The 18,166-nt window shown below is 66.3% G+C and carries 17 protein-coding genes and 4 pseudogenes; 14 read left to right on the plus strand and 7 right to left on the minus strand.

Features of this window, described 5'->3' with window-relative positions; all coding sequences use genetic code 11:
• Positions 1–210 precede the first annotated feature (210 nt).
• Positions 211–322 (plus strand): annotated as a pseudogene (locus tag OHT57_RS06355) (transposase); the annotation flags it as partial.
• Positions 323–584: 262 nt separating this feature from the next.
• Here the strand turns inward: OHT57_RS06355 and OHT57_RS06360 are convergent.
• The 4 genes from OHT57_RS06360 to OHT57_RS06375 form a co-directional block, all read right to left on the minus strand.
• Entirely contained in the window at positions 585–1,100 is a 516-nt protein-coding gene (locus OHT57_RS06360) for a peptidase inhibitor family I36 protein (RefSeq protein ID WP_328745059.1), read from the minus strand.
• 209 nt (positions 1,101–1,309) lie between these two features.
• Positions 1,310–1,708 (minus strand): hypothetical protein, encoded by a 399-nt coding sequence (locus OHT57_RS06365; RefSeq protein ID WP_328745060.1) that lies wholly within the window; start codon positions 1,706–1,708, stop codon positions 1,310–1,312.
• Positions 1,709–2,572: 864 nt separating this feature from the next.
• Complete coding sequence (locus tag OHT57_RS06370; RefSeq protein WP_328745061.1) at positions 2,573–3,346, minus strand: hypothetical protein; 774 nt, start codon at positions 3,344–3,346, stop codon at positions 2,573–2,575.
• A gap of 129 nt (positions 3,347–3,475) precedes the next feature.
• Entirely contained in the window at positions 3,476–3,880 is a 405-nt protein-coding gene (locus tag OHT57_RS06375) for a hypothetical protein (protein ID WP_328745062.1), read from the minus strand.
• A gap of 161 nt (positions 3,881–4,041) precedes the next feature.
• Between OHT57_RS06375 and OHT57_RS06380 the strand changes: the two are divergent.
• The 7 genes and pseudogenes from OHT57_RS06380 to OHT57_RS06410 all read left to right on the plus strand — a co-directional run.
• A pseudogene (locus OHT57_RS06380) lies at positions 4,042–4,137 on the plus strand (IS5 family transposase); the annotation flags it as partial.
• Between the two features lie 1,161 nt (positions 4,138–5,298).
• Complete coding sequence (locus OHT57_RS06385) at positions 5,299–6,540, plus strand: IS110 family transposase (protein ID WP_328743949.1); 1,242 nt, start codon at positions 5,299–5,301, stop codon at positions 6,538–6,540.
• Positions 6,541–6,563: 23 nt separating this feature from the next.
• A pseudogene (locus OHT57_RS06390) lies at positions 6,564–6,795 on the plus strand (transposase); the annotation flags it as partial.
• Between the two features lie 188 nt (positions 6,796–6,983).
• Positions 6,984–8,201, plus strand: a complete 1,218-nt coding sequence (locus OHT57_RS06395) for an IS701 family transposase (protein WP_328745063.1) — start codon at positions 6,984–6,986, stop codon at positions 8,199–8,201.
• Between the two features lie 358 nt (positions 8,202–8,559).
• Positions 8,560–9,105, plus strand: a complete 546-nt coding sequence (locus tag OHT57_RS06400; RefSeq protein WP_328745064.1) for a hypothetical protein — start codon at positions 8,560–8,562, stop codon at positions 9,103–9,105.
• A gap of 266 nt (positions 9,106–9,371) precedes the next feature.
• Positions 9,372–10,550: a Cmx/CmrA family chloramphenicol efflux MFS transporter gene (locus OHT57_RS06405; RefSeq protein WP_328745065.1), complete on the plus strand. Its 1,179-nt coding sequence runs from the start codon at positions 9,372–9,374 to the stop codon at positions 10,548–10,550.
• Positions 10,547–11,558 (plus strand): annotated as a pseudogene (locus OHT57_RS06410) (IS481 family transposase). The gene OHT57_RS06405 and the pseudogene OHT57_RS06410 overlap by 4 nt, the downstream one beginning before the upstream one ends.
• Before the next feature lie 298 nt (positions 11,559–11,856).
• Here the strand turns inward: OHT57_RS06410 and OHT57_RS06415 are convergent.
• The 3 genes from OHT57_RS06415 to OHT57_RS06425 form a co-directional block, all read right to left on the minus strand.
• Positions 11,857–12,411, minus strand: a complete 555-nt coding sequence (locus OHT57_RS06415) for a hypothetical protein (protein WP_328745066.1) — start codon at positions 12,409–12,411, stop codon at positions 11,857–11,859.
• A gap of 110 nt (positions 12,412–12,521) precedes the next feature.
• A complete protein-coding gene (locus OHT57_RS06420; RefSeq protein WP_328745067.1) occupies positions 12,522–12,728 on the minus strand; it encodes a helix-turn-helix domain-containing protein in 207 nt (68 codons plus the stop codon).
• Positions 12,729–12,736: 8 nt separating this feature from the next.
• Positions 12,737–13,066, minus strand: a complete 330-nt coding sequence (locus tag OHT57_RS06425) for a helix-turn-helix domain-containing protein (RefSeq protein ID WP_328745068.1) — start codon at positions 13,064–13,066, stop codon at positions 12,737–12,739.
• Between the two features lie 264 nt (positions 13,067–13,330).
• Between OHT57_RS06425 and OHT57_RS06430 the strand changes: the two genes are divergently transcribed.
• From OHT57_RS06430 to OHT57_RS06455, 6 genes are all read left to right on the plus strand, one after another.
• Positions 13,331–13,504: a bacteriocin gene (locus OHT57_RS06430; RefSeq protein ID WP_328745069.1), complete on the plus strand. Its 174-nt coding sequence runs from the start codon at positions 13,331–13,333 to the stop codon at positions 13,502–13,504.
• Positions 13,505–13,696: 192 nt separating this feature from the next.
• The gene (locus OHT57_RS06435) at positions 13,697–14,065 is read left to right on the plus strand and encodes a hypothetical protein (protein ID WP_328745070.1); all 369 of its coding nucleotides are present in this window, start codon (positions 13,697–13,699) and stop codon (positions 14,063–14,065) included.
• Between the two features lie 236 nt (positions 14,066–14,301).
• Positions 14,302–14,487, plus strand: a complete 186-nt coding sequence (locus OHT57_RS06440) for a hypothetical protein (protein ID WP_328745071.1) — start codon at positions 14,302–14,304, stop codon at positions 14,485–14,487.
• A 189-nt stretch (positions 14,488–14,676) separates the two neighbouring features.
• Positions 14,677–15,036: a hypothetical protein gene (locus OHT57_RS06445; protein WP_328745072.1), complete on the plus strand. Its 360-nt coding sequence runs from the start codon at positions 14,677–14,679 to the stop codon at positions 15,034–15,036.
• Positions 15,037–15,142: 106 nt separating this feature from the next.
• Positions 15,143–15,886 carry an HlyD family efflux transporter periplasmic adaptor subunit gene (locus OHT57_RS06450; protein WP_328745073.1) on the plus strand — a complete coding sequence of 248 codons (744 nt, stop codon included), beginning with the start codon at positions 15,143–15,145 and terminating at the stop codon, positions 15,884–15,886.
• Positions 15,883–18,165, plus strand: a complete 2,283-nt coding sequence (locus OHT57_RS06455) for an NHLP family bacteriocin export ABC transporter peptidase/permease/ATPase subunit (protein ID WP_328745074.1) — start codon at positions 15,883–15,885, stop codon at positions 18,163–18,165. Before OHT57_RS06450 ends, OHT57_RS06455 begins: the two co-directional genes overlap by 4 nt.
• The last annotated feature ends 1 nt before the right edge of the window (position 18,166 follow it).

Here is an 18,166-nt window from a genome sequence, read left to right on the forward strand (position 1 = left end):
CCGCACCCAGGCGTCGAGATCACTGGCGAGGTTCACGGCGAGCATCCAGCCGCGGTTCACATCCCAGGAGGCAGAGGGCAGGTTGTCCAGTCCGTCGCCATTGGTGCGGGCCCCGTCCTCGATGCCGGCGTGCGAGCGGTGCAGCACATCCAGAAACGCCCAGCATCAGCGGAGCAGGACCGTCCGCCACATCCACGATCACGCTACGGCGTGAGCCAGCGAAAGCCGTACCCCAGCGACCTTTACCGACGCCCGATGGGCCTTAATCGAGCCGACGTTGACGACCTGCAGAAAGGCCCGGCTCGACCGCAGGCCCACCGGGTAGCCGGCCAAGGTCGACCTCCCGACGTATCCTCGCCCAGCTCAACCACGACCTGCCCGCACTGGTCCGCGTGAAGGACACCCAGGACCCGGTCCTGCGGGTCTGCAACAAAGCCCCTCGGTTGCCTGTGTGATGAGTGAGATCACCACGCCGACAACGAGGGGCTCTGCCACGTAACACATCTCGGTGCCCAGCCCGCTTCGCCCCTGCACACCAGGATGAAAGAGGCTCAGCGCGGTGTGTTCATGCTCCTTGCCCCGTGTCAGGCACGCTCGACCTGGAAGACGTCGACCTTGTCGTTCCAGTTGCCGCCACCTGGGTAGTCCATGTTCTTGAAGTTCGCCCAGCCGTGCGGCGGTTCGAGTTCACGCTCCCGGTCGTGCAGCGGCCAGGACCGCGAGTCCCAGATCGTCGCAGTTCCGTAGTTGATCGACCAGCGGCCGACCCAGTAGAAGACCGAGCTGAGCTTGTCGCGGAATCCGTAGTCGCCGAGGTTCTTCTTGCCGCTGCTCGAGAACTGTAGGCGCCTGCCACCGTAGTTGGCGTTCTGAAAGAGGCACCAGTAGTCGGCGGCACATTTGTCGTGCGGGTCAGAGGCCAGATCGGTGGTGGCTCTGAGGCTTGCCTCACGGACCTGGGTCGGAAGTTCTGGGTCCGCCAGGGATTCCTCGTTGGAGTCGTAGCAGTGGACTTCGCCGTTGGGAAGTTCCGTACAGATACTGGCGCCTTCCCAGGACTCGGCGAGGTTGATCTTCTTCCCGTCATAGTCGGCGATCACCGGGTTCACCGGGTCTGCGGTCGGCTCCCCGGTCGGCTCTGCAGTCGGTTCTGCAGTCGGTTCTGCAGTCGGTTCTGCAGTCGGATCCTCAGTTGCCGTGGCCGACGGCTCCGCAGTGGGTCCCTCCGCCTGTGCCAGCGGGGCAGTACCCAGCAGAAGGGCCCCAGCAGAAGCTGCGGCTAAGAGGGTGGACGTAAAGAGTCTCGGTCTCAAGAGGAGTTCTCCCTGGTGGTGTCGTAATGGTGCAATCTGGTCCCGTCAGGGCCGTACACGTTGAGCACGTAGCCCTGAAGGAGGCTGACGCCCGTCCCGGTCAGGAAGGACGTCAACGTCTCGTCGAACTTGTCGAAGCCGCTCCCGTAGCCGGACTTCCTGCGGGTCCATACAGTGAGGGTCAGCAGGCCATCCCTGTTCTTCGCGTGCTTGATGCCGTACACGTCCGGGTCTCCGTCGGCCCGGCGATAGCGTGCCGCCAGATTTGTGTCGCTCCCGGCCGGGGACGCGCTGGTGGTCGGCGGGCCGCCGGCAGCGGTCGGACCGGTCTCTGTGCTGCATCCCGACAGCAGAACCGCAACGGTCAACAGGAATGCGGGAAGGATTCTCTTCATGGCCTCAGCGTGGCAAAAGGTCAGTGGTGGACGGACGTCGAGCCCCGCTTGCCATTGGGCCCTACTGGTGAGCGGGCATCACGACGATGCTGAGGCAGCCCTATTACGTCGGCGAGCGCTAAGCCCTTCGGCCGGAATCCCGGCGGGCGCCGGAAGCGACCACGTAAGTCGTCGCCCGTGGGCGACTGATCACTGAATGAGACCAGAAGAGAGGCCCACGTGGAGAAGTCCCCTAGGCCGGTGACCGGCAGTTTCACGAAGGACTGGTCCGGCTGCCGTATGTCGCGTTGACGAATTTCTGCGCCTGCAACACCATCTGGTCGGCCATCAGCACCCCTCCGTTTTCGGCAGGGAGCGTCGACATGATGACGCAAAGCGGCTCCCCCCGTCGCCGTTCCGATACGCGCCCCCTTGTTCGAGCGGTGGTCAGCCGCGTTCGAGGACGAGCGGGATCACTGTAGACAGGCGGGTACTGAGATATGCAAGAGAAGATCTACAAGGTGGCGTGAAACAGCAGCACTTCACTCCGGTCATCCGATCACCAAGATTCCGTGCGGTTGCTGCAGTCTTTAGGTGAAGAACCGATGGTTGGGGGAGTTCGGATTCAAGCGAGATGACTGAAAGTGGGCCCGGCGGCAGCCGTGACGGTCCCCACCCCGCCACGCACCGGTCCCCGCGCCCCTGAGGTTCTTCTTCCGGGCCTATGGAGGGGAGGTGCCGTCCTGGCCGAAGGGCAGGGCCGCCATGCTGACCCGGCCCCCTGCTGGGAAGGAACACTCACGTCGGCTCAGCCTCCCGATACACGCATCCCGGCAGCCCGGCCGCGAAAGCGACCAGACAGCACAAAATCCAGTAACTCCCAGGCTAACGGCAGGCATTGACGCTCCCCCAGCCGTCACGCGACTCCGCGGTGCGACCTGTGGCCGCCACCCGCGCGCGCAGCACCGTCAGCTGCCCGAGCCTGCTGCGTAGCAGATAGCCCGCGGTACGGCGACAGGCATCGTCCGCGGCAGCCTCCGCGCCTCGGTGATCCCGGGGCCGCTGGCGCAGCGCTGCCTCGTACGCGGCATCCGCCTCCGCTACGGCGTCCTCGCTCGCCATCAACCGCCGCACAGCGGCCGCCCGACGCTCATCACGGACTCGTTCGGCGACCTCCTGGGCCGCGTACGCGGCCCAGGCCTCGTCCCCGCTGCGGCGCCTGCACACGTCAGCGATCAGTGTCCGGGTGTCGGCCTCACAGGGCGCCGTGAGCTGCGCCACCTGCTCCGCGTAGTCCAGGTCGGCCCTCGCGGCGACCGCCAGGTCGACGGCCTCCTGCACCAGCTGGTCCGTGCGCCGGGCGTACGAGCAGGGCGGGCACAGGCCCGCCGCGTCCGGCAGCCCACACCCCGCACAGGGCGCCGACCGCCGCGCCCGCTCCGCCTCCCGCTCCCGGCGCCGCGCCGCGGCCGCCCGCCGCCCCTCCACCTCAACCACCGCACAAGCGTGCCGGCGCCGGGTGCGTTCCACCTCGAGCACGGTGTGCTCGCGCAGTCGCTCCTCGATGACCATGTGGCGCTCACCAGCGGCCAGACCTGGCAACTCCCGGTCGATCTGCGCCGCGATCTTCACCCGCCGGGCACGCCGGATGTGAAGCACGTTGTTGCAGTTCTCGCACTCCCCACCGGTGTCCAGCCGGACCCCGTCATCGCACCTCCGGTCCGAACACGCCTGACGCTGCACCAGGCCGCGGCGGATCAGCCACGGGTACGGGCGGTCGACCAGGGCCTAGCCGCCGGTCTCCTCCAGCCGGTCGGTGAGCCGGTCGGCCAGCAGCCGCTCCGTCGGCTCCGGCTGCTCCAGCAGGCCCGCCAGCCGCTTCACCTCCGCCTTGGCGGCCGCCTTCACCTGGTCCTGCTGCCAGCCGCTCAGCCGCTCCCACAGCCTGGAGACCGGCTCCAAAACCACCTGCAGACCAAGATCAGCCGGAAGTCCAGCCCGTCGCTGCTGCTGCTCCTTGTCCCAGCCAACAGCCTGCGGCCGGCCACCGGCCGCAGCCACGGCAGCACCCTGCCCACCATGCTCATTGACCGGGGACTCCTTCGGCTTTTCCCCGCGCAGCGGGCCGTCCTCAGCCATCGGCGTTGCAGGCTCGGCAACGGCAGTGTCCTCGGCGGCCTGGTCCTCGCGCACGCACACGCGCTCCGGCCGACGGCCTTCACCCCCACGGCCTTCGCCGGAAAAACCACAAGCTAAGAGGTCGTTTTCTCCCGTTGTTTCATCCCGGAATCTGCTGTTTGGTCGGCAGTGCCGGGTCGCGCCAGGAGATGGTGTTCTCGCTGGTGAGGCGGCGGGCCATGACCGACCTCATGGCCCGCCGCCTCACCGGCGAAGCGACCATCTCCTGGCGTGACCCCACACCACCGGATCAAATACGTATTTCGGGATGAAACAACGGGAGAAAACGACCTCTTATGCGTCGGCAGTCCAGTAGGCAGACTGCGTCGCGGGCCAGGACTTGGTCAGGCGCATCGGAAGTCCCCCTACGTCGTCAGATGGCGCAAGGGCTGCTGTTTTTCCAGCTCACAGCCCTCTCCGCGAGGGTGATCCCAGGGGGTTCTCAGGGGGGCGGGAGCCCGGCGAGGGAGTTCTCAGGGGGGTCCCCAGCGAAAGAAGCTGGAACATCGGGAAACACCAAGAAACACGCATTGGCCCTGGTCACAGCCCCATAAGAAGACCCCACCTCAGCTCAAGCCCGCTTAGACGGCAAGTACTGCCGTTATTCCACCTCCGACATCACCTACCGGTAGACCGGGCGCACCAGCTTCAGCGCGGATGATCTCGCACACTGCCCTCTTCACGCGCTCTGAGCAGCACCAATAGCGGATCCACTACTGGCTCGCACAGCAGTAGAGGGGGCCGTCATCCGGTCACGGACGACGGCCCTCACAGCCTCAGGGATTCTCAGGGGGTTTCGGCATGTGTGTGGGGGCTTATGAGGACAAATCGCGTGACTACGACCGTCGCGCAGACCAGGCGCTGGTCGCCTTCTACAACCTGGCCAAGGCTGGTGGCGGGCACAGTGGCGATGCCGTCGAGCCTGCATACCGAGACCTGCTGGATGCGGTAGAGGCCACTTGCTGGAAGCTGGATCGAGGACCTGCTGGAGGCCCACCCTAATGGGCAGTGATGCGGGGCACCGCCAGGCCCACCCCGGCCCGTCGAGGCCCTGAAAGAGACTGCGGGCCTCGCATCACTCTCCTCGTGGCGGTGGTCGGTTCCGGAGAAGCCGCACACACCCCCTGGGACATGGATCCCTTGGTCAAGAGTCGGCCTCCGGGCCCGTCCAGCGCCACGAGGCCGAGCGTCCACCACATCCAGTCCGATGATCGGATCGTTGATGTTTGTGGTCTGAGCCGTCCACAGGGATCACCTCTCACCACGCCTGGAGCCGTCGAGTTCTGGAGCAGACCGAGGGCCCTGAGGACCGCTGGGGTCACGAACGGCTAATCGGATGCAGGGCCATCGAGCCCTTCCATTAGGGAGACGCGTGCCCCCGCACGGCTGCGACCAGCAGCCAAGCTCCCGAGTGAGAGGACGAACACGACGCCATGACCATCACCTGCGGAGTCGACTGGGCCAGCGACCATCACGACGTCGCTCTGGTCGACCAGGAAGGCACCTTGTTAGCCAGGGCTCGGATCGCCGACGACCTGGACGGCCTGCACCAGCTACTCGAGCTCCTCACCACCCACGGCGACGCCGTGAACGCCCCGGTCCCTATCGCGATCGAGACCTCCCGCGGACTTCTCGTCGCATGCCTCCGCGCAACCGGCCGGCCTATTTACGCCATCAACCCGATGGCCGCCGCCCGTTACCGTGACCGCCACACGGTCACCCGCAAGAAGTCCGACCACCTCGACGCCATGGTGCTCGCGAACATCCTGCGCACGGACAGGGCCGCACACCGGCCGCTGCCTGACGACAGCGAGCTCGCCCGAGCGGTCGCCGTCCTCGCCCGCGCCCAGCAGGATGCCGTATGGGACCGAACCCAAGCCGGCAATAAACTCCGCTCTCACCTGCGCGAATACTTCCCCGGTTTCCTCGCTGCCTTTCAGCACAAGCGCGAAGGGATCAGCGGCAGCGTCGCCCGCGCCGTGTTGGCAGCGGCCCCCACCCCCGAACAGGCCGCCAAGCTCACCCGCCCCCAGCTGCGCACGCTGCTGAAGAAGAGCGGCCGTGAGCGCGGCATCGAAACGGAAGCCGAACGGCTCCGCGCCGCTTTGCGCGTCCCACAAATGCGCCAGCCCAATCAGGTCGAGCAGGCCATGGGATGCCAGACCGTCGCTCTGCTCAGACAGCTCAACGCCGCCTGCACCAGCGTCGAAGACCTCACCGAAGCCACAGCGGAGTCATTTGATACGCACCCGGACGCCGAGATCATCACCAGCTTTCCGGGACTCGGCTCTGTCACCGGCGCCCGGGTGCTCGCCGAGATCGGCGACGACCGATCCCGCTTCACCGACGCGAAAGGCCTCAAAGCCTTCGCCGGGGCCGCACCGATCACCAGGGCATCTGGCAGAAGCCTCGCCGTCATGGCCCGCAGGGTCAAGAACCAGCGCCTGGCCTCGGTCGGCTACGTCTGGGCCTTCGCCAGCCTGACCGCCTCACCCGGCGCCCGAGCCCACTACGACCGGCGACGAGCCGACGGAGACCGCCACACAGCCGCCCAGCGGAACCTCTTCAACCGCATGCTCGGCTGCCTCCACTACTGCCTCACCAAGCGCAGCCCATACGACGAACAAGCCGCATTCCCGACCCTACCGGCCCCACAACTCACCATCGCCGCTTGACAGATCAACTGCATCGGATGTCTCTTTCCCCGGTCCTGACCTCGGTGCCCGGCGTCGGCGTCAGGACCCGCCGCAGTCCTCCTGACCACCGTCGGCGACGGCAGCTCGTTCCCGACCGCCGCCCACCTGGCCTCTTACGCCGGTCTTGCACCGGCCACCAAGCAGTCGGGGACCTCGATCCACGGCGAACACGCGCCCAGAGGCGGCAACCGGCAACTGAAACGCGCAATGTTCCTGTCCGCGTTCGCCGCCCTGGCGTGTGCACATGCCCTCCTAGTACTCCAGCTGTACTTCTCCATTAGGGCTGGTCAGCGGCTTGGGTGTGGGGATTGTAGTGGGGTGGATCGGAGTGCTGGGCGGTCTTAGCGGAGCGTCCCGCGAACGTGTGACCACGCCGCATGTAGTGGCAGCGGACCGAGTAGTCCGCAGGTGTGATCAATGATGTGCCCACGAGCGCCTGGGGCCATGAACTCGAGAACCTGTTCCTGCGGGCCGGAGCCTGCTTCGCCAGGGTGGAACCCCGGCGACGGATGCGCGACTATGTGCGTGGACTGCTGGGTCCGGTAGGTCGCAAGAACGGCTGGCAACTCGCCGAGTTTGCCGGCCATGCCACCCCGGACGGGCTGCAGCACCTCCTCTCCCGCAGCCGCTGGGACGCCGACCGCCTCCGCGACGACCTGCAGCTCTATGCGGCAGAACAACTCGGTTCCCCAGACGGCGTGTTGATCATCGATGACACCGGCTTCATCAAGAAGGGCACCACCTCAGCCGGGGTGCAACGGCAATATTCCGGAACGGCGGGACGCACCGAAAACTGCCAGATCGGTGTCTTCGCCGCCTACGCCACCCCCCGCGGTCACGCGCTGGTAGACCGCGAGCTCTACCTGCCCAAGTCCTGGACCGAGGACCGCGAACGCTGCCGAACGGCCCAGGTCCCCGACGAGCGCGACTTCACGACCAAGAACGACCTCGCCCGCTCCATGATCCTTCGAGCCATGCGTTCCCCGCTGGTCTTCTCCTGGATCACCGCCGACTCCGCTTACGGCCAGGACTCCCGCTTCCGCCGTTTTGTGGAGGACGCCGGGCTGTCCTACGTCGTGGCGGTGCCCAAGTCCCAGCAGGTCCACGGCCCGCGCATCGACTACCTCATCGGCCAGGCCCCGCCCGAGGCATGGCAACGCCTCTCCTGCGGAGACGGCGCCAAAGGACCGCGGCTCTACGACTGGGCAGCGGCCCGGCTGCCGGCCGTCTGGGAGTTCGACGGCGACGAACCCACGCGGCAACGCTGGATGCTCGCCCGCCGCAGCATCAACAAGCCCGATGAGATCGCGTACTACCTGGCCAGTGCCCCGTTGGACGCCACCGTTGCGGACCTCGCCCGTATCGCGGGCTGCCGCTGGAAGATCGAGGAGTGCTTCCAGAGCGCGAAGAACGAGTGCGGGCTGGACCAGTACGAAGTCCGCCGCTACGTCGGCTGGTACCGGCACATCACTCTCGTGATGCTCGCGCATACCTTCCTCGCGGCGATGGCTGTCCAGGCACGTGAAAAAGGGGTGACACGGCCGACACACCCGACCTCGTGGACCTCACCCCGGCCGAAATCCGCCGTCTGCTGGCAGTTGAACCCCAACGCTGTCCTGCGCAACGCGATCACGCAGTGACGTGGTCGCACTGGAGACGCCTCCACCAAGCACGCGCACGACGCTGCCACTACATGCGGCGTGGTCACACGTTCGCGGGACGCTCCGCTAAGACCGCCCAGCACTCCGATCCACCCCACTACAATCCCCACACCCAAGCCGCTGACCAGCCCTAATGGAGAAGTACGGCTGGAGTACTAGAGATCTTTAACGGTGCGGGTTACGGCGGTTGGATGTAGCTGAGCGCTTCAGCGAGTGGGCGCGCGAGTCAGCGACCGGAGCGTTCTGCCCCGACGGCGCGGGTTACGGCGGTTGGCCTTGGCGTCGAGTGGCGGCTCTGGGCGTTGGTATGTCAGTGGCGCCGGTTATGTTGCCGAGCATGACAAGTTGGATCGACTGCGGCGTCATGGCATGGGTGGACGAAGACCTGTACCGGGAAGACGAAACCGTCCTGGTCTACTTCAAGGGGACCACCCTGACCGCCATGGCCGAAGGCCTGTCCGCGCAGCAGCGGCCGCCGTTCGCCTACGGCAACGACACAGAACCCGGCGACTGGGGCGTGATCGTGCACCACATGTTCAACCGCGACGACTACGACGAGATCGACTACCGCGAGCTGTGCCCTGCGGGCGCTGAGCTGATGGTGTTCGTTCCCAATCCGTGCGTTGCCAAGGCCCATGGACCCAAGGCGTACCACTACAAGGACGGCCAGACATCGTCCTGCATCGACTACGAGGGTCCCGACTACGTCGGAGAGTACTGGCCCAACAAGATGGCCCCTCTCATCACGGCGGCCGGCCTGGACCGTCGGAGCGAGACCTACGAGGAGCAGCTGACCCAGCTGATCTGTGACCACATGGGGCTGCCCGCACTGAATCGCGACACCATCACGGTGGACCGCGACCTGGTGGCCTCCTACTACTAGTTGTTGCGGGACATGACGTTGGTGACACAGGCCGATGTCAGTGAAACCAGGATGCTTCGGCGGGCATCGGTCGGGTAGCGTGCGGGCCATGTCGAGTCCTGAGTCAGACAAGGTGGGGGCTTTCGGTCACGCCGTCAGCCCCCTGAACCACTGAGCTCGTAGCCCTGTCGTCGCGCCGCATTCTGCGGCCGGGCGAGTGTGCTCTTGGGGCTGGCCGCGGTGACGAGATGACCTTCTCGTGCTTCTCCTCACCTCGGAGCCACTCGATGCCTCTCCCGCTGTACCTGCTTGCCATGGCGGTTTTCGCCATGGGCACCTCGGAATTCATGCTCGCCGGCCTCCTGCCGGACATCGCCTCAGACCTCGAAGTCACAGTCGGGACAGCCGGAACGCTCACCTCGGCCTTCGCCGTCGGCATGATCGTCGGTGCCCCCCTCGTGGCCGCGCTTGCCCGCAACTGGCCCAGGCGCTCCAGCCTTCTCGGGTTCATCCTCACTTTCGCGGCCGCTCATGCCGTAGGCGCCATGACCACCAGCTTCCCGGTCCTGTTCGCCACCCGGGTCGTCGCCGCGCTCGCGAACGCAGGGTTTCTTGCCGTCGCCCTGACGGCTGCCGCCACGCTGGTCTCACCCGACAGGAAGGGACGTGCGCTGGCCGTGCTGCTGTCAGGCACGACGGTGGCCACGATCGCCGGTGTCCCTGCCGGGTCGGTGCTCGGCACGTTCCTCGGCTGGCGGGCCACATTCTGGGCCGTCGCCGCTCTCTGCCTGCCGGCAGCTCTCGGCATCCTGAAGGGAATCCCGGCAGGACGTGATGAGAATGAGGCGACGGGCAGGCCAGCGTTGCGAGCGGAACTCGCCCAGCTCACCCGGCCACGGTTGATTGTGGTGATGCTGCTCGGCGCGCTGGTGAACGCGGCAACCTTCGCAAGCCTCACCTTCCTCGCCCCCGTGGTGACCGACAGCACCGGGCTGGGCGAGTTGTGGATCTCTGTCGCCCTGGTGCTCTTCGGCGCCGGATCCTTCGTGGGCGTCACCGTCGCCGGCCGACTGTCCGACCGGCGTCCCGGTCCGGTCATCGCAGTCGTCGGCCCGCTGCTACTCATCGGCTGGCCGGCCCTGGCGATGCTGGCCAACGAGCCGGTCGCCCTGTTCATCCTCCTGTTCGTGCAGGGTGCACTGTCGTTCGCCCTGGGCAGCACGCTGATTACGCGAGTCCTCTACCAGGCCGCAGGAGCCCCCACCATGGCCGGCTCGTATGCGACCGCGGCACTCAACGTAGGCGCCGCCGTCGGCCCCGTCATCGCTGCAGCCACCCTCAGCACCGAAGCCGGGGACCTCGGGCCGCTCTGGGCCAGCGGACTCCTCGTCGCGGTCGCGCTGCTCATCGCATTTCCCCTCCTCACCGCCATCACGGCCGACCGGAGCACCGAGGTGCTCCGGTGACACATGCGAACGCCCCCTTGACCATCGAAGGACGCCGACGGCTCGTGGAGCGCTGCCGCACCCCTCCGATCGCGCACGTCGCCGCCGAGACCGGTGTCTCCCGCGCCTGCCTGTCCAAGTGGAAGAACCGGTACGACACGCACGGCGAACCCGGCTGCAGGACCGCCCAAGCGTCCCGCGATCCTCACCGACCCAGACCCCACCCGATGTCGTCGAACGGATCGAGCAGCTGCGGCGGGACAACAAGTGGTCCGCCCGCCGGATCACCCTCGAACTCGCGAACCAAGGCGTGCGGATCAGCGAGCGCACCGTAGGCCGGTGGCTGGCACGCCTAGGCATCAACCACCGCCGGTTCCTCGACCCCGACGGCTCGGCCAACAGGCGCCCGACGAAACGGATCGTGGCCCGCTACCCGGGCCACAGGGTCCACCTGGACGTCAAGAAGGTCGGACGGATCCCCGACGGCGGCGGGTGGCGAGCCCACGGACGCGGCTCCGAGCAGACCAGGGCCGCACAGCGCACGAAGACCGGTGGCACCAAGAGCGGGTACGTCTACCTGCACTCTGCCGTCGACGGATTCTCCCGCTTGGCCTACACCGAGCCCCTTCCCGATGAGAAGGCCGCCACCACCGTGGCGTTCCTCAGCCGCGCCCGCGCGTTCTTCGCTGCCCACGGCATACACCGGGTCGTGCGCGTGGTCACCGACAACGGCGCAAACTACCGCGCCGCAGTCTTCGTGCGCTCCCTGAATCTCGTGGGCCTCCCGCCACCAGCGGACCAAGCCCTACACGCCCCGGCACAACGGCAAGGTCGAGCGCTACCAGCACATCCTCGCCGAAGAACTCCTCTACGCCAGGCAGTGGACCTCTGAAGCAGAACGAGCTCGGGCGATCGCGGTCCGGAACGTCCACTACAACTACCACCGGCCTCACACCGCCGCCGGAAACCGTCCTCCAGCCTCACGCCTCCCACGCGAGCGTCACCAACGTCATGGCCAGCAACACCTAGTGGGGCTCTGTGCTGGCCGGGGCGTCGGTATACACAGCGTTCGCCACTGCGGCGGGCTCTCCTGGTACGCGCCACCCGAACAAGTGAAGCCCCGCAGGTCCCGCGCTGGCCGCTACCCGGTACCCGGTACCCGGTACCCGTAGCGTTCTCGTGCGCCCGGCGGAAGAGGGACCACAAAATCCATGCGGGGCAGCGCTGGAAGTGATCAGCGTGTGCACTGCCAGGTGGCACAGAATGATCGTGCTGCCGCCCCAAGTGGTCCAGTCTCCGCCGGACCACCCAGGCCGCGCCGCTCCGGTCAGCCGATGCGGTCGATACGGCCGATGCCGGTCGCGTTGCCTCGCGCGAGGAAGCCGCCGTTGTTCACGGTGACGTTGTTGGTGACCTTGATGGGCGCGGTGGGCTCGCCGCGGCGCCCGCCGCCCGAGCTCCCGGCGAACGTCAAGCCGGCCACGCGTAGGGCGAGCCAGCCGGCTGCGCCCGTGCCGATGAGCGTGGCTGTGGCGAACGCGAGGTGCGCGACGGACGCGAGATAGGGGCTGGCCATGGCGATAGCTCCTCCAGCGGACAGCATCAGGACGGACAGGCTTCCGGTGACGCCGATGGCGCGCCGTTCGTTGCGGGACAGGCCGCGCCGCTCGGTGCGGGTGGGGGCGGCGGCCACGATGACGGGCGGCGCCGGGGACACGTAGGCGAGGGTCCACTGGCCCGTGTCGAGCTGGACAAGTCGCTGGTAGGAGAACGGGGCCACAGTTGCCGTCGGCTGCGGCTGCACGGTGATCACGTTGAGGTTCACCAGGGGCTCGGCCTCGGCGGGCGTGGCTGGGGTCTGCTGGTACGGCTCGATAGCCACAACGTGATCCTTCCTGCTCGGGGTGACGGCGTATCGGCCGTGCAGATCCTTACAGGGAGTAACTGTCAGGCGGGCGCCGCGTGGCGCCCAGGTCCGCCCCCGCGGCGGGATCAGCGACTGGCCACTCTCGTCCGCGAAGCAGACGTGGGCGCCCAGGTCGTGCGCGGTACTTTTGCCCGCGGCCACACCTCGGCCTTCCACACCTCGATGACCGCCTCGTCCCGCTCCAGCGCCTGGCGGACGGACACCTGGCAGCTCCAGCCGTGCCGCTTGAGCAGCCGCCACACCCCTTGCACGGTGTAGCCGACGTGGAACATCCGGCCGATCAGCAGCCTGACCCTGGCCGCGTCCAGCCCTGACGATGGTCGTCGAAGCCGTGCGCCAGCGGCCCCTGTTTGAGCTCCGACTCCAGCCGCTGCCATTGCGTCGGCGCCAGCCGCTCGGTCGACATCGGCCCCGCCGACGCCAGCATCGCCGCACCTCCCCGCTGCCACGCCGCCCGCCACCGGCGCACTGACCGGTCCGTCACCCGTAGCGCCGCCGCGATCTGCACGGTGCCCGCGTCAGCCTCGAACCACTTGGCGGCCTTCAGCCGCACGACCTCCAGTTTCTCCTGCTCAGCGGGCGTCAGCCCGCCACCCTGCGCATACCGCATGCTGCGGTCGTACCGCAGGGATCACGACCCGTCACCCCGGCCCGGACATCGCGGATTCAAGCTGAGTGACGAACCGAGACCACGAGTATCGGTGCACCGATACAGCAGTGGCGCCAACCGATATTAAATACCGATACTCGGAATCGCGGGCACCGGCATTCTAAGCGCTGAGTATTGCCCCTCCTCCCTCTGCCGTTGCATAGTTTCCGTAGTCGAAGTTCCGGCAGAAAGTCGGAACCGAGAAACGCGAAAACGGGAGTTGTGATGAAGGAAAACTTCGAGGCCAACGAAGGTCTGTCCGAGCTGTCGGAGGAGAACCTGGCCGAGATTTCCGGCGGGCTCGGAGGGTATGGCGAGCCGCCCCGTTCTTACCCCGACCTTGCTTGCAAGAGCGGACTCAAGCCGACGGCCAGCAACGGGAAGGTCCTGTGCCTGTAGGGCTGAGGCGAATCTAGGTGGGCGGTTGGGCTGAGATGCCATCCCGGCATCTCAGCCCAACCGCCCACCACGGACGGGCGGAAATCAGATCCCGTCAGCTGTCACTCGTGCGGCCGGGCCGTGGACCGGCCAGAGATTACCTGGGAATTCCCCGAAGTCGTCGAACCTCGGGACGTAAAGAAGCGAGGAGCTATGGCAGTCAGCCAGAACGAAATCCTGACCACTGTATTCCTCTCCGTTGCGGTGGCCTCGGCTGCTCTGACGGTCAGCCGCACTGCGATCATGGGACCCTTCCGGGAGTTCGTGCTGAGGCACAGCACCTTCGCCGGAAGGCTTGTCGGTTGCTCGTACTGCATCTCGCACTGGTTGTCCTTCGGTGCCGTTCTGCTCTACCGGCCGCGGCTGACGCATCTGTTCCTGCCGCTCGACCTGCTGGTGACCACCATGGTCATGGTTACCCTTGCGGCCATCCTCACGGGAGCAATCGCTAGGGCGCTCATTGGTTCCGCCCCGGCTCAGCGTCCGGAGGCCTCCGCGGAACCAGTGCATACAGGTGAGTGACTCGGCCAACTGTGAGCCGACTGCTTTCGGCCGCATGGCGGACTGAGAACGGCGCTGGCGAAGGCGCCCGCTTCCGGCTCGGCCAAGGGCCACAGTGGTACGCCACGTTCGGCTCCCAGGGCGCCTGCGGCATGCGACGGGTTCAGCTCGGGCTCGGGAACCGGTCGCGTCTTTTTTATCAGTCCGGCGCCTTCTGCGAACCGGATAGTAATCAGGCGATGGAAGGGTGAAATTTCATGGAATCGAGTCACTCCAGCTCTGGCGAACTGGTCACGCTGACCGACGATGACCTGGAAGGCCTGTCCGGCGGTATTCCGCATTTCGACAGTGCTTTCGGAGGCTATCAGGATGTCCTGCCGGCCCGGCCTGTGCTGCCGATCCTTCAGGACCGGCCCAGCGACGACCCGCAGTTGTGGTTCTAGGGCGTGTTTCGAACGTGCCGGTCGCTGCCTGTCGCTGATGGCTGCGACTAGGGGGTCCGCCTCGCCCACCATGGCCCGGTCTGTATCCGTTGGCTCTCTCGACACCACGTGCCGAGATCATCTCGGTTCGAAGATGCCTTCCGGAAAACCATACGCACAAGATCGCGCCAAGCGGGACGAGGAGCAACAGTGGACAACGATGAAAGAATCAATTTCATTGAGTGCTACGTCAGGGTTCTGACGCGCGCGTGGTGCGACACGCATTTCTGTGAGGAACTGAAGCGCGACCCTGTGGTCGTCCTTACGGGCATCGGTATGCGAATACATGACGACGCCCGCGTCAGCGTGGTGCGTCTACCCTCCCAGGAACCCGATCTCGAATTTCAGGCCGGTCTATGGGAAGAGGGTGAGCGCTCGGGTCACTTCGTCCTGCAGATCCCTGCTCTAGACCTGCGGGAACTGAGCGAGGAACAGCTGGGTGAATTGGTCGGAGGCTCTGGGGCCGACATGGACCTCTATCGGCGTCTGGTCCGCAGGTTGTTCCGCTAGTTCATAGCCACAGGAAAATGCGCTGCATAGGCGGATGTATATGAAATTCAGGAAAGAGGCTCTTGCTCGTGTTGACGCGCAAGGGGTGCTCGATCAGCCGGTGCGGTTGACCAGCCCTCGAGGCTGGATAGTGCTGGCCGTACTGACCGTGGTGGTCATCGGCGGAGGCATCTGGGGCTACTCGGCGACGTTGTCGCCTCCAGGAGTGGCAGCGCCCGGGCTGATCACGTCGGCGCGGGGTGCCTTCTCCGTGCAGACCCTCGTAGCCGGGCAGGTCACAAAGGTCTACGTGGAGCGAGGCTCAACTGTTGCCGCGGGTGCGCCGGTGGTTCTGCTGTCCAACGGGTCAAAGCGGACCCTGGTCCGGGCTCCGGGTGAAGGTCGCATAATCTCCCTTGCCGCGCGGATCGGCGAGGTTGTGGAAGCCGGTTCCACGCTGGCCTCGGCGGAGTGGTCCGGTACCGCCGCTGACCGCCCCGTAGCGTTGGTGTACCTGCCCCCTCAGACTGCGGCAACGGTGAGGGTGGGTGAGCGTGTCGACCTCACCGTCAGCTCTGTGCCGGTCACCACGTTCGGGATGCTGCGCGGCCGGATCGTGAGCGTTGATCCGTTCGTTTCCACGCGCCGGGACATCGCCGCCTACCTGGGCGATGACAGCCTGGCCGAGTCCCTGACCGCGGACGGACCGGCGCAGCGGGCTGTAGTGGAACTCGTCGCCGGTGACACGGCCAGTGGATACGCCTGGTCCACCAAGGCAGGACCGCCGTCCCGGATCGACTCCAGGTCGGTCGTTCAGGCGAAGATCCAGCAGCCCCCCGTCCACCCCATCGAATGGGTCCTGCCGAGATGACAACCGATCTGAATCAGCCGGCAGCGCCCACCCGTCGGGGCCGGCACCGAGCCCCCAGAGGCGCCTCGGGTGGGAATTCCAGCGGCAGCGCTGCTGCCGGACCAAGTGAGGCCAAGCGGACTCTCACCACCCGCCGTCGAGTGAAGACGCCGACCGTTCTCCAGATGGAGGCGGTCGAGTGCGGAGCGGCGGCGCTGGCGATGATCCTCGCGCACTTCGGCAAGTACGTCGGCCTGCAACGTCTGCGTATCCTGTGCGGCATATCCCGGGACGGCTCCCGCGCAAGTCATCTGGTGAAGGCGGCCCGCGCACTCGGCCTGGAAGCCGGCGGTCACCAGACGACCACCGAGGTGTTGGCCACACTGCCGGCGCCTGCGATTCTCTTCTGGGAGTTCAACCACTTTGTGGTGTGGGAGGGGCAGGGGCGTCGGCTCGGTAAGCTGGTGGTGTATCTCAATGACCCGGCGCAAGGGCGCCGGGTGCTGACACCCGAGCAGTTCAGTGACGGGTTCACCGGTATTGTCCTGACATTCAGGCCGGGAGCGGACTTCGTCCGTGACGGCAAGGCGCCAGGCAAACTCGCGAACACTCCGGCACGGCTCAAAGGCACCTACGGCGCGCTGGTGTTCGCGCTGTCGGCAGCACTGATGCTGGCAGGCGTGAGCACCGTCATCCCGGCCTTCACCCGCGGGTTCATCGAAGGCGTCTTCACCGCCGACGGCAACGCGCCGTTCTTCGCATTCTTCGGCATGATGGCGACCGCGGTGTTGCTGACCGTCGTGCTCGTGCATACCGAGCAGACGTACCTGCTGCGGGCGCAGCTGATGTCGTCCACCCTCAGTACCGCGCGCTTCCTCCGCCACCTCCTGCGGTTGCCGATCGCCTTCTTCAGCCAGCGCAGTCCGGCCGACGTGGCGCATCGACTCGGAATGAACCACCAGATCGCCGAAAGGCTGTCACAGACTCTGTCATCGGCGGTGGTTAACGCCGTCGTGGCAGTTCTCTATGCCGCGCTGATGTGGACGTACAGCCCGATCCTTGCCGTCATCGGGATCTCGATCTCACTGCTCCACATCGTCCTCACGCGCGTCGTGGTCCGGCTACGCAGCGATGGCGTGGCAAAACTCGCAGTCGACACGTCCAAACTGATATCGACGTCCTTCAGCGGGCTGCAGTTGATCGAGACCATGAAAGCGACAGGCGGCGAACGCGGATACTTCCGCCGTTGGGGAGACCAACAGGCCGCACTCCTGTACCAGCAGCAGGTGGTCTCGGTCCCTTCGGCTCTGTTGTCCTCCATCGGCCCTCTGCTGACCACCCTCAACGTCGCGGTGATCCTGACCTACGGAGGCTTGCAGGCAGTCGCGGGCAACCTGTCGATCGGGCTTTTGATCGCATTCCAAGTCGTCCTGTCGAACTTCAGCCGACCGGTTGCCGAACTCAGCAACCTCGCTCCGATCATGCAGGACACCGTCGCGGATGTCACTCGCATCAAAGACGTGGAAGCCGAACAACAGGATGCCGTCTTCACCCGTCCCGAACCGGACCGAACCAAGCGTCTCAGCGGTCATCTACGGTTCAACACCGTGACCTTCGGTTACGGCAGGCTGTCCCCTCCGCTGCTCAACGGCTTCTCCTTCGAGATCAAGCCCGGCCACCAGCTGGCGCTGGTGGGCGGGTCGGGCAGCGGGAAGTCGACGGTGAGCCGCTTGATAGCCGGCCTGTACGACCCCTGGTCCGGTTCGATCGAATTCGACGGCAAGCCGCATACGACCGTCTCGCGCAGCGTCCTGGCCGCCTCGGTAGCGTTCGTCGACCAGGACGTGTTCCTCTTCGAGGGCACTGTGCGGGACAACGTGACCCTGTGGGACCCGAGCCTGCCGGACGAGGCTGTGATGGCCGCACTGCGGGACGCCTGTATGGACGATGTCGTCGCCGCTCGCCCGGGCGGAATCCATAGCCGCGTTGAGCAGGACGGCCGCAACTTCTCCGGCGGCCAGCGGCAGCGCATGGAAATCGCCCGGGCCTTGGTCCGCAATCCCAGCGTTCTGGTCCTGGACGAGGCGACCAGCGCCCTGGACGCCGAAACCGAGCAGCGGATCAGTGAGAATCTCCGGCGCCGTGGGTGTGCCTGCGTCCTCATCGCCCACCGTCTGAGCACGATCCGCTCGTCCGACGAGATCATCGTCCTTGACGCCGGACGGGCGATTGAACGCGGCACCCATCACGAACTGGTCGCCCGCGCAGGCGTCTACTCGAGCCTTGTCTTGGAGGCATGAC

It is taken from the genome of Streptomyces sp. NBC_00285 (assembly GCF_036174265.1).
In the GTDB taxonomy this organism is placed as follows: Bacteria; Actinomycetota; Actinomycetes; order Streptomycetales; family Streptomycetaceae; genus Streptomyces.